At 69.6% G+C, this 14,688-nt stretch carries 16 protein-coding genes; 6 read left to right on the top strand and 10 right to left on the bottom strand.

Going from position 1 to position 14,688, the window contains the following annotated elements; translation table 11 throughout:
- Nucleotides 1-6: 6 nt before the first annotated feature.
- The 6 genes from A5701_RS14125 to secY all read right to left on the bottom strand — a co-directional run bounded on the left by A5701_RS14125 (nt 7) and on the right by secY (nt 5,370).
- Entirely contained in the window at nt 7-1,209 is a 1,203-nt protein-coding gene (locus tag A5701_RS14125; RefSeq protein WP_067754350.1) for an NAD(P)/FAD-dependent oxidoreductase, read from the bottom strand.
- A gap of 9 nt (nt 1,210-1,218) precedes the next feature.
- Nucleotides 1,219-1,953, bottom strand: coding sequence for an anti-sigma factor (locus A5701_RS14120; RefSeq protein WP_067754347.1), 735 nt, complete (start codon nt 1,951-1,953; stop codon nt 1,219-1,221).
- Between the two features lie 32 nt (nt 1,954-1,985).
- Nucleotides 1,986-2,531: a sigma-70 family RNA polymerase sigma factor gene (locus A5701_RS14115; protein ID WP_082954759.1), complete on the bottom strand. Its 546-nt coding sequence runs from the start codon at nt 2,529-2,531 to the stop codon at nt 1,986-1,988.
- Between the two features lie 168 nt (nt 2,532-2,699).
- Nucleotides 2,700-3,500, bottom strand: a complete 801-nt coding sequence (gene map / locus A5701_RS14110) for a type I methionyl aminopeptidase (protein ID WP_067754341.1) — start codon at nt 3,498-3,500, stop codon at nt 2,700-2,702.
- 2 nt (nt 3,501-3,502) lie between these two features.
- A complete protein-coding gene (locus A5701_RS14105; protein WP_067754338.1) occupies nt 3,503-4,048 on the bottom strand; it encodes an adenylate kinase in 546 nt (181 codons plus the stop codon).
- Nucleotides 4,045-5,370, bottom strand: a complete 1,326-nt coding sequence (gene secY / locus A5701_RS14100) for a preprotein translocase subunit SecY (protein ID WP_055405236.1) — start codon at nt 5,368-5,370, stop codon at nt 4,045-4,047. The genes A5701_RS14105 and secY overlap by 4 nt, the downstream gene beginning before the upstream one ends.
- A 231-nt stretch (nt 5,371-5,601) precedes the next feature.
- Here secY and A5701_RS14095 point away from each other — a divergent pair, with 231 nt between their 5' ends.
- Complete coding sequence (locus A5701_RS14095) at nt 5,602-6,507, top strand: class I SAM-dependent methyltransferase (protein WP_067754334.1); 906 nt, start codon at nt 5,602-5,604, stop codon at nt 6,505-6,507.
- Between the two features lie 18 nt (nt 6,508-6,525).
- On the opposite strand, the gene A5701_RS14090 is transcribed toward A5701_RS14095, so the two are convergent.
- Entirely contained in the window at nt 6,526-7,191 is a 666-nt protein-coding gene (locus tag A5701_RS14090) for a GNAT family N-acetyltransferase (protein WP_067754331.1), read from the bottom strand.
- A gap of 9 nt (nt 7,192-7,200) precedes the next feature.
- On the bottom strand, nt 7,201-8,559 hold the full coding sequence (locus A5701_RS14085) for an FGGY-family carbohydrate kinase (protein ID WP_067754580.1): 1,359 nt from the start codon (nt 8,557-8,559) through the stop codon (nt 7,201-7,203).
- Between the two features lie 30 nt (nt 8,560-8,589).
- Between A5701_RS14085 and A5701_RS14080 the strand changes: the two genes are divergently transcribed.
- From A5701_RS14080 to A5701_RS14065, 4 genes are read left to right on the top strand one after another with little or no spacing between them, the layout of a single operon-like run.
- A complete protein-coding gene (locus tag A5701_RS14080; RefSeq protein WP_067754326.1) occupies nt 8,590-9,570 on the top strand; it encodes an NAD(P)-dependent oxidoreductase in 981 nt (326 codons plus the stop codon).
- Nucleotides 9,567-10,220, top strand: a complete 654-nt coding sequence (locus tag A5701_RS14075; protein ID WP_067754323.1) for an L-fuculose-phosphate aldolase — start codon at nt 9,567-9,569, stop codon at nt 10,218-10,220. The genes A5701_RS14080 and A5701_RS14075 overlap by 4 nt, the downstream gene beginning before the upstream one ends.
- Complete coding sequence (locus tag A5701_RS14070; protein ID WP_067754318.1) at nt 10,220-11,131, top strand: MBL fold metallo-hydrolase; 912 nt, start codon at nt 10,220-10,222, stop codon at nt 11,129-11,131. Before A5701_RS14075 ends, A5701_RS14070 begins: the two co-directional genes overlap by 1 nt.
- A 3-nt stretch (nt 11,132-11,134) precedes the next feature.
- Nucleotides 11,135-12,172, top strand: coding sequence for a dihydrodipicolinate reductase (locus A5701_RS14065; RefSeq protein WP_067754315.1), 1,038 nt, complete (start codon nt 11,135-11,137; stop codon nt 12,170-12,172).
- Here the strand turns inward: A5701_RS14065 and A5701_RS14060 are convergent.
- Complete coding sequence (locus A5701_RS14060) at nt 12,161-13,018, bottom strand: AraC family transcriptional regulator (RefSeq protein ID WP_067754313.1); 858 nt, start codon at nt 13,016-13,018, stop codon at nt 12,161-12,163. The two genes, A5701_RS14065 and A5701_RS14060, sit on opposite strands and share 12 nt — an antisense overlap.
- A gap of 74 nt (nt 13,019-13,092) precedes the next feature.
- Here A5701_RS14060 and A5701_RS14055 point away from each other — a divergent pair, with 74 nt between their 5' ends.
- Nucleotides 13,093-13,728 (top strand): class I SAM-dependent methyltransferase, encoded by a 636-nt coding sequence (locus tag A5701_RS14055; protein ID WP_082969749.1) that lies wholly within the window; start codon nt 13,093-13,095, stop codon nt 13,726-13,728.
- Here A5701_RS14055 and A5701_RS14050 read toward each other — a convergent pair.
- The gene (locus A5701_RS14050; protein WP_067754307.1) at nt 13,707-14,558 is read right to left on the bottom strand and encodes an SDR family oxidoreductase; all 852 of its coding nucleotides are present in this window, start codon (nt 14,556-14,558) and stop codon (nt 13,707-13,709) included. The genes A5701_RS14055 and A5701_RS14050 overlap by 22 nt on opposite strands.
- Nucleotides 14,559-14,688 lie beyond the last annotated feature (130 nt).

Here is a 14,688-nt window from a genome sequence, read left to right as displayed (position 1 = left end):
CGTCGTTCATGAGCTGGATCGGCTGGTCGTCGCCGCCCCCATCTCCCGGTCGATTTCCGCGGACATCCGGCGGTGGCTCGTCCACAACAGAAACATCGTAAGCGCGCGGGCCTGCAGCCGGTCCGGGATCAGCGCGGCCGGCCGCAACACGATCTCACCGTGCGATACCGGCAGCGATGCGACCCGCGACACGGCCATCACCCTGCGCCGCCGGGTCCTCTCATACCTGCGCAGCGCACTCGATACGCCCGCGCCGGTCGCCCGATCCGAGAGGGCCTTGCACAGCACCATGGTGTCGAGCAGGGCCTGGTTGGTCCCCTGCGCCAAGGTCGGCGGCATCGTGTGCGCGGCGTCGCCGAGCAACGTGATCGGGCCGCGCCCCGCGGGCGGCATCGGATGCCGGAAATGCGGGTACGGCGAGGGCGCAAGGTCGTCGTCGGTCAGCGCCGCCAACACCCGATCGACGGCGTCGGACCACCCGGTGAAATGGGAACGGATCGTCTCGATCGGACGGTGCGGCCGCACGAACTCGTGCGACCACGGCAGGTCGAACCACCACTGCACGTCGGAACCCCCGGCCGGCCACAGGCCCAGGTTCCCCCGCTCGCCGACGACCATGAGCGCGGTGTCCCTGTCCGGGATCTCCGCGAGGCTGATCAGCCCCTGCCAACTGCACCAGCCGGTGGGCTTGGCCGCCCGGCCGCCGACGGCGTCGCGGACCATCGAGTGCAGGCCGTCGGCGCCGATCACCACGTCACCCTCGACCGAGCCGCCGTCGCCGAGCTCGACCCGGACGCCGCCGTGCGTGCCGGCCAACGCCACCGCCCGGCAGTCGCAGCGGACGCGGTCGGTCGGAAAGCCGTCCAGCAACCGCTCCAGCAGCACCCGGCGCGGAACCATCCGGACGGGTCCGCCCAGCCGGTCGGCCAACGCGGTCACGTCCAGCGTGGCCAGCGGGCGGCCCGTGGACGTCACGGCCCGCACGGTGGACAGCAGCTGACCGGCCCCATCCATGTCGACGCCCAGCTGACGGAGCACCGTATCGCCGTTGGACCAGATCGTCACCGCACCGCCGGGCGCCCGGAGCTCGGGCCGCCGCTCGAAGACCGTGACGTCGTGCCCGTCCCGCAGCAATCCCCGGGCCACCGAGATGCCGCCCACACCGGCGCCCACCACCAGCACCCGAAGGGAGCGCCCGTGGCCAGACACGTCAGGGCCTTACATCGAGCGCTGCAGCAGGACTTGGCCGCTGTCGGCGGCGACCACCTGCACGGCGGCGATCTGGTCGACCGGCGTCGAGATGCTGCCCGCGGGCGTCGCGGTGTGCCCCGGCACGGCCACCCAGGTCGCCAGCCGCGTCTGGCTGCCGTCGCGACCCACCACGACCATCGCCAGCGTGTCGTGGTGCGCGTTCAACGGCGCCAGGCACACACACCGCAGGTTGATCGCTGTGCCCCAGTGCTGGCTGGACAGCTCCACCGAGGAGGTCAGCAGCGTCGTGCCCACCTGCGCCATCGGCTCCGCGGAGGCGGCCACCTGCTGCGACGAGGGCGACGAATAGCCCTGCACGCCGACGAACACACCGATCGCCAGCACCACGGCCGCGGCCGACGAGGCAACCCACGTCACGATGCGCGTGCGACGCCGGCGCCAGCTCACCTTGGCCAGCAACGACGTCAACAGCTCCGGCGACATCTCCGGTGTCGCCGCCAACGATTGCGCGGCCGGGTCGTTCATCGCGGCGACTTCCTCGCGGCTCAGCTGCGAGAGCAGGGCCGGCACACCGCTCAGGTCGGCGACGGCCTCCCGGCAGGCCCGGCAGTGCGCCAGGTGCGCCTCGAATTCGCGTCGCTCGGCGGCCGACAACGAGCCCAACACGTATGCGGCGTCCCACATCACGTAAGGGTCGTCGGGCGGGCCGATCCCCCGTAGCGGCGCCTTCATGTCATCCATTTCCTCTTCACCCTTCAAGCTTTCGGAGCCCCTCAGCGGGTGACTCCAAGTTCCTGCAGAGTGAGCCGCAACGCCCGCACGGCGTAGTGTAATCGCGACTTCACCGTCCCCTCGGCGATGCCGAGGTCCGCAGCAATCTGTGCGGTCGTCCATCCGCGGTAGTAGGACCGCTCGATCACGGCCCGGTGCTCCACGGACAGCTGCGCCATCGCGTCGGCGATCAGCAGCTTGTCCAGCGCGGCGTTCACCTCGTCGGGCGTCGACCGCTCGGGTGCGCCGGCCTCGTCGGTCGAGGCGACGACGTTGCGGAAACGGGCGCTGCGCCGGTCGTCGATGATCATGTTGCGCGCGACCGTGAACAGCCACGCCCGCGCCGAGCGCTCGGTGTCCCCGACGACCTCCGGGTGCTGCCAGGCTCGCAACAACGTCTCCTGGACCACGTCCTCGGACATGCTCGCGTCGCCGGTCAACCGGAGCGCGTAACGCCACAAAACCGCTGCGTGCTCGTCGTAGAGCGCCTTCATCAGGGCGGCTTCGGCAGCTTCCGACGCCCCACGAGTGCCTGCCACACGAGCCACTCCATCACCTCCGACTACTGAAACGAGTCGAATGGCGGCTCGGTTCAATCGCCGCGACCCGCCGCGCCCGGCTCCGCCGCGCTTGCGATCGCGACCCGGTTCAAACGGCGCGACCCGCCGCGCCCGGCTCCGCCGCGCTTGCGATCGCGACCCGGTTCAGTCGCCGGTTTAGGCCAGCGTCAGGATGCGCGGACCGGCGTCGGTGACGGCCACGGTGTGTTCCCAGTGTGCCGCACGGGAGCCGTCGGAGGTGGTGACGGTCCACTCGTCGTCGAGCACCACGGTCTTGCCCGTCCCCAGCGTCAGCATCGGTTCGATCGCCAACACCGACCCCGGCGCCAGCAGCGGGCCGCGCCCCGGCGAGCCCTCATTGGGCAGGAACGGGTCCATGTGCATGTGCCGGCCGATGCCGTGGCCGCCGTAGCCCTCCACGATGCCGAACGCGAGCCCGTGCCGGCCCTCGGCCGCGCGCGTGCCCGTTTCGATGGCGTGCGAGACATCGGTCAGCCGGTTGCCGGGCACCATCGCCGCGATCCCGGCCTCCAGCGATTCCCTGGTCGCGTCGCAGAGCGCCTGGTCGGCCGCGTCGAGGGTCCCGACGCCGAATGTGATCGCGGCGTCGCCGTGCCAGCCGTCCAGCACCGCGCCGCAGTCGATGGACACCAGGTCACCCGGCGCCAAAATCTCTCCGGCCGACGGGATCCCGTGCACCACCCGCTCGTTCACCGAGGCGCAGATCGAGGCGGGGTAACCGTGATAGCCGAGGAACGAGGGGATCGCGCCCGCCTCCCGGATCACCGACTCGGCGATCTGGTCGAGGCCCAGGGTCGACACGCCGGGAACCGCGGCCCCCCGCACCGCCTGCAGCGCCGCCGCGACCACCGCCCCCGCCGCCGCCATCGCGTCGAGTTCGTCGGGGGTGCGCTGCGGCACGATCTTGCGACTCCGCAGCCGGGCCAGCGGGCGCACGATTACTTGCCCAGCGCTTGCAGGGCGCGGGCGAACACCTCGTCCATGGTGCCGACGGCGTCGACCGTCTTGAGTTCGTCGCGGTAGTACTCCAGCAGCGGCGCGGTCTCGTCGCGGTAGACCTTCATCCGGTTCAGGATGACGTCGTCGGTGTCGTCCGCGCGGCCGCGGGCCTTGAGCCGTTCCAGCAGCTCGTCCTCCGAGACGCGGAACTCGAGCACCGCGTCGATGTCAGTGCCCCGGCGTTCGAGCATCCGGTGCAGCGCCTTGGCCTGCTCCGTCGACCGGGGATACCCGTCCAGGACGAAGCCGCCGCCAGCGTCGGAATCGCTGAGGCGGTCGTCAACGAGCTGGTTGGTCAGCTCGGAGGGCACCAGATCACCGGCGTCCAGGTAGCGCTTGGCCTCCAGGCCGAGCTTGGTGCCGTTCTCGATGTTGCTGCGGAAGAGCTCACCGGTGGAAATGTGCGGGATCCCGAGCTTTTCGGAGAGCTTCTGGGCCTGCGTTCCCTTGCCCGCCCCCGGCGGCCCGAGCAAAACGACTCTCACTTCAGGAACCCTTCATAGTTGCGCTGCATCAGCTGGCTTTCGATCTGCTTGACCGTATCCAAACCGACACCAATCATGATCAAAACCGCGGTACCGCCGAACGGCAAATTCTGGACCGCTCCGCCATTGCCTATCTGCAGGAACAAGTTGGGCAGCACCGAGATCGCGCCGAGGTAGATCGAGCCCGGCAGGGTGATCCGGCTCAGCACATAGCGCAGGTAATCGGCGGTGGGCTTGCCCGGGCGAATGCCGGGAATGAAGCCGCCGAACTTCTTCATCTCGTCGGCGCGCTCGTCGGGGTTGAACGTGATCGACACGTAGAAGTACGTGAAGAAGATGATCAGCCCGAAGTAGATGCTGATGTAGATCGGGTCGCTCGGATCGGACAGGTAACTGCCGACGAACTTGTCCCACCAGCTGTTGCCCACGCCGCCGCTGCCGCTGCGGATCAACTGCGTGATCAGGTGCGGGATGTAGATGAGCGACGACGCGAAGATCACCGGGATGACGCCGGCCTGGTTGACCTTCAGTGGCAGGTAGGTCGACGTTCCGCCGTACATGCGCCGGCCCACCATGCGCTTGGCGTATTGCACGGGGATCCGGCGCTGGCCCTGTTCGACGAACACCACGCCGACGATGATGACCAGGGCGGCGACGCAGACGGCGGCGAAGATCGCCCCGCCGCGGCTGTCCAGGATGGTCTTGCCCTCGGACGGGATGCGCGCCGCGATGCCCACGAAGATCAGCAGCGACATGCCGTTGCCGATGCCGCGCTCGGTGATCAGCTCACCCATCCACATCACCAGCGCCGCGCCGGCCGTCATCACCATCACGATGACGACCAGCGTGAAGATGCTCTGGTCGGCGATGATGTCCAGCGAGCAACCCTGCAGCAGCCCGCCATTGGCCGCCAGCGCCACGATGCTGGTCGCCTGCAGGATGGCCAGCGCGATCGCCAGGTAGCGGGTGTACTGCGTCATCTTGGCCTGGCCGGACTGGCCCTCCTTGCGCAGTTCCTCGAACCGCGGGATGACCACCGTGAGCAGCTGCACGATGATGCTGGCGGTGATGTAGGGCATCACCCCCACCGCGAACACCGTCAGTTTCAGCAGCGCACCGCCGGAGAACAGGTTGATCAGCGAATAGATCTGGCCGGCCGCGCCACCGCTGGCCTCCTTGATGCACTGCTGGACGTTCGGGAAATTGACGCCCGGGGACGGCAAAGCGGCGCCCAGCCGATAGAGAACGACGATGCCCAGCGTGAAGAGGATCTTCCGTCTCAGGTCGACTGTCCGCAGCGATGAGATGAAAGCCGAAAGCACTCTTCCTCCTGCGCAGCCGGGGGGTCTCCTGCATTCCGCGCCCAACACCCGCAGGCCAGGACGTACGGCCGCTTTATCTAAAGCGCGTAAAACCGTGTACGAGACTAACAGCTGGATTGGGTGACGCCGTCCACGGCCGTCGGCGACCGCCCATAAATGCACAGGAAGCCGTAAGCCACCGGAGGTAGAGTTCAGTTGGCTCGTTGCATTTGCTAAATAAATAGGAGCACCATGACACGCACTGACCAAGACAGCTGGGACTTGGCCTCCAGCGTCGGTGCCACGGCCACCATGGTCGCCGCGGCCCGCGCGCTGGCCAGCGAGGGCACCGACCCGATCATCGACGACCCGTTCGCGGCGCCCCTGGTGCGAGCCGTCGGGCTGGAGTTCTTTCGCCGCCTGGTCGACGGTGAGTTGGCCCCGGGGGACGTCCAAGACGGCGAACGAAACTTGCAGCTGGAAACCGATTCGATGGCCGTGCGCACTCGCTTCTTCGACGACTTCTTTCTCAACGGCGCCCGCGACGGCATCCGCCAGTCGGTGATCCTCGCGGCCGGCCTCGACGCGCGCGCGTACCGGTTGAGCTGGCCGCCCGGCAGCGTGGTGTACGAGGTGGACCAGCCCAAGGTGGTCGAATTCAAGACCGCCACTATGGCCGAGCTGGGCGCCACTCCCACCGCGGAACGCCGGACCGTCAGCGTCGACCTGCGCGACGACTGGCCGGAAGCGTTGCGGCGCAGCGGTTTCGACCCGGCACAGCCCACGTCGTGGAGCGCCGAGGGGCTGCTGATGTACCTGCCGCCCGAGGCCCAGGACCGGCTCTTCGACAACATCACCGAGCTCAGCGCCCCCGGCAGCAAGCTGGCGACCGAATTCCACGGCGATTCGGGCCGGACGATGACCGAACGCGCCAATCAGTTCAACGAGCGGTGGGCGAACCTGGGCTGCGACATCGACCTGTCCGGGCTGTTCTTCGAGGGCGAGCGCAGCAACGTCGTCGAGTACTTGTCAGGCCACGGCTGGCAGGTCAGCACACGCGAGCGCCGCGAGTATTTCGCCGACTACGGTCTGGTCTTCCCCGAGGACGACACGTCGCAGCTGCGCAACATCGTCACCGTCTCCGCGACGCTGAGTTAACCCGATGGCGGCGACCCGCTAGCTGGGCCTGGCGGCCGGGGCACGCACCACCATCGGCACGGCGGGGAAGCACCACGCCATCTCGGTGCGCGACTTGCGCAGCGCGGCGGTGCCGTAGCCCTTCTTGCGGTGTTCGGGGTGAATCCAGATCCGCACGTTCACCTCGCCGCCAAGCAACTCGCCGAACACCATTCCGACCTTCTCGCCGGAGTCGACGGCCACGAACCAGGCGGCCTCCTCGTCGTCGAGCCGTCCGAGCGCCGCGCTGATCTCGTCGTCGAGGTTGCCGGCCGGCCCACCGGAACCGTCGCCCGCCGCGCCCATGTCCTCGGTGCGGGCGGCGAAGATGTCGCGGTCCTTATCGGCGGAAAAGGGCCGCAGTTCCAGGGTCTCCCCGGAGCTGGCCGGCCGCTCGCCGAGGGTGAAGCTCAGCTGCTTGTTCAGGTCCTCGAGTTCGGTCAGGATCTTGCGGCGCGAGTCGATGGTGAGCTGGTCGAACGACATTCCCATCACCGCTTCGGCGGCCACGTGGGAGGTGTCGAGTAGCCGGACGATCGCCTCGACCGCGGCCGCCTTGTTCTCGGACTCCACGACGACATCGGCGATCTCGTGCCGCCGTTCAAGGGCTTTCAGCAGAGCATCGGCGATCTCGCGACGGGCGGCTTTGCGGTCGTGGTCGGTCATTGCACCAGCCTAGAACGCCGGTGGGGGAAGCGCGCTACATCGCCGGTTTCCCAGCTCCAGGAACCGTCGGTAGCGGTCCTCGACCGAGGCCGCCCAGGCGGGGTCGGGTTCGACGACGCGCTCGGTGCGGGCCCAGCGCGCGGCGTCGGCGATCGAGGTTTCCAGGCCCGCCGCGATCCGCGCGAGGAAGGCCGCGCCCAGCGCCGCCCCCTCGGGAACCGCGGACACCTCGACCGGCCGCCCGGTGGCGTCGGCGATGGCCTGCATCCACGGCCCGACCCGGGTGCCGCCGCCCGTGGCGACGATCCGCGCCGCCGGCGCCCCGCCGAGCTCGATGAGCTGGCGGACCACGAAGCCGGACGCCTCGTAGGCGGCCCGGCGCAGCGCGGCGGCGTCGTGGGTGAGGTCGAGGGCTTCGAGCACGGCCCGGCGATCCGGGTCGTGGAACGGGGTGCGCTCCCCGCGGATGTAGGGCGACCACACCGGCACCCGCCCGGGCAGCGCCGCGGCCGGGTCGGCGGGTGCGACGACGCGGTCCACCCAACCGAGGAACAGCCCGCCGGCATTGCTGGCCCCGCCGATCTGGTTCTTGCCCGCGGCCGTGTGGGGAATGGTCCACAGTCCGGGCACCTGCCGGGGCTCTGCGATGGTGGTCCACACGATCAACGTGGTGCCGCACAGCACCAGCACGTCGCCGTCGCGGTCGGCGCCCGCCACGATCTGTTCGCACAACGCGTCGATCGCGCCGATCCCCAGCGCGGCGCCGCCGCCCCGCACCCGCCCGACGGCGGCGCCCATGCTCTCCACCCGGGGCATCTGGTCGGGCCGGGCGCCCCGTTCGGCGCACGCCTCGGGATTCCAGCCGGTCCCGTCGAACAGCGGGTAAGCGGTGGCGGCGGTGGCGAAGTCGATCACCGCCTCGCCCGCCAGCGCGTAATTGGCCACCGCGGGCGCCGGCCAGTACCCGGCCGCGCCGGGCGCCTCGCCGGCGGTCCAGCGCAGGAACTCGGCGGCCTCGCCCAGCGCGGGCAGCGGCTGCGGGTCCTGTTCCGGAACCCGGCCGCGTTCGTCGCCGTAGAGCAGCCCGGGCGTCATCGGCGCACCCTCGGCGTCGACGGCCGTCAGTGACGGCACCATCGCCGACACGGCGACCGCCCTCGCGTCCGGACGGTCCAGCTGGTCGAGCGCCACCACCGGTCCCCGCCGCCACGCCTCGCCCGCGTCGTGCTCCAGCCGGCCGGGCGTCGGCACCCGCAATTGGTGCGGGATCCGCGCCCGCGCCGTCACCCGGCCGTCGGCGTCCGCGGCGACCGCCTTGACCGCGGTGCTGCCGACGTCGATGCCGATTGTGACGCCTTCACGTGACACGGGCGTCACCGTACGCCAGCATTGGGGTTCGTGACGTCAAGACCGCGCGCCCTGGTGACCGCCCCGCTGCGCGGGCCGGGTTTCGCCAAGCTCCGCGAACTCGCCGACGTCGTCTACGACCCCTGGATCGAGCAGACACCGCTGCGGATCTACAGCGCCGAACAACTCGCCGAGCGCATCACCGCCGAGGCCGCCGATGTCGTTGTGGTGGAAAGCGACTCGGTGGCCGGCCCGGTCTTCGGCCTGGGCCTGCGGGCGATCGCCTCCACCCGCGGCGACCCCAACAACGTCGACATCGCCGGCGCCACCGCGGCCGGGATCCCGGTGCTGAACACCCCGGGCCGCAACGCCGACGCGGTCGCCGAGATGACAGTGGCGCTGCTGCTGGCCGTCACCCGCGGGCTGCTGCCCGCAGACTCGGATGTCCGCAGCGGCAACATCTTTCGCGACGGAACCATCCCCTATCAGCGGTTCCGCGGCTGGGAGGTCGCCGGGCGCACCGCCGGGCTGGTGGGCCTCGGCGCCGTCGGCCGCGCCACCGCGTGGCGGCTGTCCGGCCTGGGCCTGCGGGTCATCGCCCACGACCCGTACAACGACGAGGCCCGGCACGGCCTGGACGAACTGCTCGCCGAGGCCGACGTCGTCTCCATGCACGCCCCCGTCACCGACGACACCGTCGGCATGATCGGCGCCGAGCAGTTCGCCGCCATGCGCGACGGCGTGGTCTTCCTCAACACCGCCCGCGCCCAGCTGCACGACACCGACGCACTGGTCGACGCGCTGCGCGGCGGCAAGGTGTCCGCCGCCGGCCTGGACCACTTCGTCGGCGAGTGGCTGGCATCCGATCACCCGCTGGTCGGCATGCCCAACGTCGTCCTGACGCCCCACATCGGCGGCGCCACGTGGAACACTGAGGCTCGGCAGGCGCAGATGGTGGCCGACGACCTCGAGGCGCTGCTGGCCGGCATGACGCCCGCCCACGTCGTCAACCCGGAGGTGCTCGGCCCATGAAATCCGTAGACAACCCCGAAACGGCGGTGCTGGACGCGGCCAAGGACATGCTGCGCAGGGGCCTGGTCGAGGGAACCGCGGGCAACATCTCCGCGCGACGCTCCGACGGCAACATCGTCATCACGCCGTCGTCGGTCGACTACCGCGACATGCAGCTCGACGACCTCGTGCTGATAGACCCGGACGGCGCCGTGCTGCAGGCGGCCGAGGGCCGGTCGCCGTCCTCGGAGCTGCAGCTGCACCTGGCCTGTTACCACGCGTTCGACGACATCGGCAGTGTGATCCACAGCCACCCGGTGTGGGCGACCATGTTCGCCATTGCGCACCAGGCGATTCCGGCCTGCATCGACGAGTTCGCGGTGTACTGCGGCGGGGACGTCCGCTGTGCCGAGTACGCCGCGTCGGGCACGCCGGACGTCGGCGCCAACGCCGTCAAGGCGCTCGACGGCCGGGGCGCCGCATTGATCGCCAACCACGGCCTGGTGGCGGTGGGGCCGCGCCCGGACAAGGTGCTGCACATCACCGCCCTGGTCGAGCGGACCGCCCAAATCGTTTGGGGCGCAAGGGCCCTCGGTGGCCCGGTGCCCATCCCCGAAGACGTCAACCGCAACTTCGCCGCCGTCTACGGCTACCTGCGCGCGAACGCCTGATGCGCCCGGTCCGGTTCGGCCGCGCGAGCGTGGCGCGGGTACTCGAACTCCGATTCGACTTGGGGGCGCAGTTTTTCCCGCACACGCCGCCGTCGGGCTGGCGGGACAACGCCGACCTGCTGGAGCCCGACTTCTTCGACCCGTCGACCGACCAGTGGCACATCGCGATCCAGAGTTGGGTGATCGAGGTCGACGGGCTGACCGTCGTGGTGGACACCGGCGTCGGCAACGACCGCTCGCGCCCGCACATGCCGCCCCTGGACCACCTGAACACCGGATTCCTGGGCGCCCTGCGGTCCGCGGGCGTCGACCGCGCCGCGGTGGACGTGGTGGTCAACACCCACATCCACTCCGACCACGTCGGGTGGAACACGATGCTCGAGGACGGCGCGTGGGTCCCGACCTTCCCGAACGCCCGCTACGTCGTCCCGGCCGCCGACTACCGCCACTTCGCACCCGACGGCCCCGCGGCAGCGCGCACGCCGCGCAGCGAGGAGGAGGCGGCCCAGCAGCGCGGCGACCAGCTCGTGTTCGCGGACAGCGTCGCACCCATCGAAGGCCAGCTCGTCCAATGGTCCGACGACTACGAGATCAGCCCGTCGCTGCGGCTGCGGCCCGCCCCCGGACACACGCCGGGCTCCTCGGTGCTGTGGCTGGACGCCGGCCAGCCGGCCGTGTTCGTCGGCGACCTCACCCACAGCCCACTGCAACTCCGCCGGCCCGCCGACGCCTGCGCCTTCGACATCGACGCGCCCGCCGCCGCGGTGACCCGCAGGCGGATCTTCACCGAGGCGGTCGGAGCGAATGCCGCCGTGATCCCCGCGCACTACCCCGGCCACGGCGGCGCCACGATCCGCGCCGTCGACGATCAGTTCGACATCGACCGCTGGCTCGACATCGATACGGTGTGAGGCATGGCGCCGTACCGAGTGGTCCAGTGGTCGACCGGCAACATCGGCAAGCGCGCGCTCGGCGTCCTGCTGGACCGCGACGACTTCGACGTGGTCGGCGTCCACGCCTTCGGGCCGGACAAGGTGGGCCGCGACGCGGGCGAGCTGGCCGGGCAGGCCACGGTCGGCGTCGCCGCCACCGACGACGCCGACGCGCTGATCGAGCTTCGCCCCGACTGCGTGTGCTACATGCCGCGAGCCATCGACTACGACCTGGTGCTCAGGATGCTGCGCGCCGGCATCAACGTCGTCACCACGGGCGACTTCCTGACCGGCACCCATCACCCGGTGGAGCTCCCGGCGCTCGAAGAGGCGGCGCAGCGGGGCGGTGCGACCTTCCTCGGGACCGGGTTCGAGCCGGGCTTCATCAACGTCGTCGCCGGCTTCCTCACCGGCGCGTGCCGGCGGGTCGACAAAGTCACGCTCGTCGAAACGCTGGACTGCACAACGTATCCCGTGTGGGACGTATGGAAAGTGCTGGGATTCGGCAAGACACCGCGGGAGCCGGTGACGCACATCGACCCGGCGACGCAGCGATACGGCCTCGGTTACTTCGAGACGCTGGACATGATCGCCGCCATGCTCGGTGTGCAACTCGACGCCAAGGAGGCGTTCGTCGAACCGGCGGTGCTGACCCGCGATCTGGAGCTGGGGTGGGTGGACTTCGCCGCCGGCACCATCGGGGGGCAGCGCCGCACCTATCGCGGCCTGCTCGGGGGCCGGCCGGTGGTCGAGCTTGCCATCTGCTGGACGATGAGCAACGACGCGCTCGACCCGCAGTGGAGCGACCCCGAGGGGTTCAGCGTGGTGATCGAGGGCAAACCGCGCGTCGACGCGACGATCCGGTTCGGCGAGGCCGGGCAGGACGCGATGACGGTGCTGATGGACAGCACCGCCGTGGCCGCGGTCAACGCCATCCCGTTCCTGTGCGACGCGGGGCCAGGCGTCATCACGCCGACCGACCTGCCGATCACGGGATCTAAAGGGGCGCTAACGGTTTGAACCGCGCCACACGCGCGGCGCGACGCCATGCGTACGGCCGAACAGCCGGCTGAAGTAGCCGGGGTCGCCGATCCCGACCCGCCCCGCGACCTCCGCGATCGGCAGGTCCGTTTCGGCCAGCAACGTCCGGGCCTCGGCCATCCGGCGCTCGATGATCCACTCCTGCACCGTGCGTCCTGTGCGGCGACGCACCACTGTGGTCAGGTGTCCCGCCGTGATGCCGAGTTCGCCCGCCACGTCGCGCAGCGACAACGGCTCGGCGAGGCGACGGTCGATCACCTCGAAGACCTCGGCCAGCAGTGGCTCGCCGCTGCGTCGCAGGTCGCCGACCACGTCGACCGCCAACCGGGAGAGGTCGATCAGCAGCAGCGTGAGATGCGCCAGCGACGCCTGCTGGTAACCCTCTCGGCGCGTATTCAATTCGGTTTCGATCGACGCGATGGCGCCCTCCCACGCCGACCGGCGGTCGGCGGGGACCTCCAGCCGCAGCAGTCCTCCGGATCTGCCGTGCAGGAACGGGAACAGCAGCGGATGCGCCCGCCACGCCGGCCATGGCGATCGCCCGGCCTCGCCAAGCGCCGCGGGATCGAAGAACACCCCGACCCCGACATCGATAAGGCCCACAACCTGGGCGGGGTCGATCACCTCACCCGCCGCCAGTACATATACATAGCCCGGCCCGGGGCTGTACCAGAGCGCCGGGAATTCGTGAATGTGGCGGCGTTGCTCGGGCAAGTCTTCCCGCCCGGCCCGTAGCACCGACACCGGAGGCGTGTCCGGACCGGTCCGATACTCGTAGATCGGCACGCCCCTGCGGTGCCGAATCATCCGGGCGGGTTGGGTCATGGTGCGAAATATCGTCCTAGTTTTGCCAAAGATCGGCCACCTTGCCTGTGAATCAGCGTCTCATCATGAAGTGTATGACAAAACATCATCCACATGACTATCTGCCTGCCGCCGGGCACGACGCGCTGCTGCCCTGCTACGACCTGTTCGCGCGCCTGCTGGGAATGCCGAAGGTCTACGACACCCTGATCGCGCAGGCCGAATTCGCCGACGGCCAGCGCGTACTGGAAATCGGCTGCGGCACCGGTAATCTCACCACCCGCGTCAAACGCGCCCACCCGGCCGTCGAGGTGACGGGATGTGACCCGGACCCGAGGGCACTGGACCGGGCGCGGCGCAAATCAAACGACATCCGCTTCGAACAGGGCTACGCCGAGCGGCTGCCCTACACCGACGGCGAGTTCGACCGGGTGTTGTCGTCGATGATGCTGCACCATGTCAGCGCCGACGCGAAAGCCACTGCCGCGGAGGAGATCTTCCGGGTGCTGCGCCCGGGCGGCCGGCTGCACCTGGTCGACATCGGCGGCGGCGCGACCGCCGACCACGGCCCGCTGGCGCGGCTCATCAGGCGCAACCCGCACGCGGCCGGCAACCTCGGCGACGCGATCCCCCGACTCCTGAGCGCCGCGGGGTTCGAGTGCGCCGAGGTCGCGTCGACGCCCCACCGCGTCCTGGGGCAATTGAACTACTACCGCGCCACGCGCCCCTGATCAATCCGGAGGCTGCGAAACACCCTCATGCGGTGGACATTGATTCGATAGAACAGGCCCGGGAACCGGCGGTACAAGTGCCAAATGACCTGAACCGCAGCGGGAAACACGATCAGCGGCCGGTTGCGGTCCACACCACGCAGTATCGCGCGGGCCGCGGCCGGCGCGCTCATCTGGGGCATCAGGTAATGAGTGCGCCGGCTCAGCGTCGCCACCCGCTCGCGCGGCATGTTGACCACGACCATGTTGTCGTAGATTTTCGTCTTCATGTCGCCCGGGCATGCCGCGCTGACCCGCACGCCGAGGTCCGCTCCCTCGGCGCGCAGCGAAAGCGAAAGTCCCACGATCCCATGCTTGCTGGTGCAGTAGGGAACGTTGCCCGGCTGCGGAACCAGCCCACTGAGCGATGAAATGTTCACGATGTGGCCGTGGCCCTGGCGCGCCATGACCTGATACGCGTGCATCGTCCCGTAGACCACGCCGAGCAAGTCGACGTCGAGCACGCGGCGCCACTGCTGCATCGAGAGGTCGCGCGAATCCCCGCCGATCGCGATGCCGGCGTTGTTGATCATGTAGTCGACGCGTCCGTATTCGGCCACTGCGCCGTCGACCAGCTTGGCCACCTCGGTTTCGTCGGCCATGTCCACCCGCACGGCGGCTGCGTCCGCCCCGCTTTGCTCGAGGCGCCCCGCCACCTGACGGGCGGCGTCGCCGTCGACATCGGCGACCACGACCGTGGCACCGCGACGCCCGAGCTCCTCACTCAGCGCCTCGCCCAAACCCATCCCGCCGCCGGTGACGATCGCCACCGCGCCCTCGAACCGCTGCATGACCCAGTCCTCTCCGGTGCGCCCACGCCAGAAAAATTACATCTGGTATAAGCTTACATTTAATGTAATAATTGGAAAGGATCGATCACGGCCGACGGGACAAGCCTGCGGGAACGCAAGCGGCAGCGGA

This window comes from Mycobacterium sp. E3305, assembly GCF_001666785.1.
Taxonomy (GTDB): domain Bacteria; phylum Actinomycetota; class Actinomycetes; order Mycobacteriales; family Mycobacteriaceae; genus Mycobacterium.
Note: the sequence above shows the minus strand (reverse complement) of the source record. Positions and strands in the feature narration are given on the sequence as shown.

What these genes read in the sequence shown, in the direction of transcription:
- A5701_RS14060 (WP_067754313.1), bottom strand. Translation starts at nt 13,018, where the DNA reads ATGACCCAACCCGCCCGGATGATTCGGCACCGCAGGGGCGTGCCGATC.
- A5701_RS14120 (WP_067754347.1), bottom strand. Translation starts at nt 1,953, where the DNA reads ATGGATGACATGAAGGCGCCGCTACGGGGGATCGGCCCGCCCGACGAC.
- A5701_RS14090 (WP_067754331.1), bottom strand. Translation starts at nt 7,191, where the DNA reads ATGACCGACCACGACCGCAAAGCCGCCCGTCGCGAGATCGCCGATGCT.
- A5701_RS14095 (WP_067754334.1), top strand. Translation starts at nt 5,602, where the DNA reads ATGACACGCACTGACCAAGACAGCTGGGACTTGGCCTCCAGCGTCGGT.
- A5701_RS14050 (WP_067754307.1), bottom strand. Translation starts at nt 14,558, where the DNA reads ATGCAGCGGTTCGAGGGCGCGGTGGCGATCGTCACCGGCGGCGGGATG.
- A5701_RS14075 (WP_067754323.1), top strand. Translation starts at nt 9,567, where the DNA reads ATGAAATCCGTAGACAACCCCGAAACGGCGGTGCTGGACGCGGCCAAG.
- A5701_RS14055 (WP_082969749.1), top strand. Translation starts at nt 13,093, where the DNA reads ATGACAAAACATCATCCACATGACTATCTGCCTGCCGCCGGGCACGAC.
- A5701_RS14070 (WP_067754318.1), top strand. Translation starts at nt 10,220, where the DNA reads ATGCGCCCGGTCCGGTTCGGCCGCGCGAGCGTGGCGCGGGTACTCGAA.
- A5701_RS14065 (WP_067754315.1), top strand. Translation starts at nt 11,135, where the DNA reads ATGGCGCCGTACCGAGTGGTCCAGTGGTCGACCGGCAACATCGGCAAG.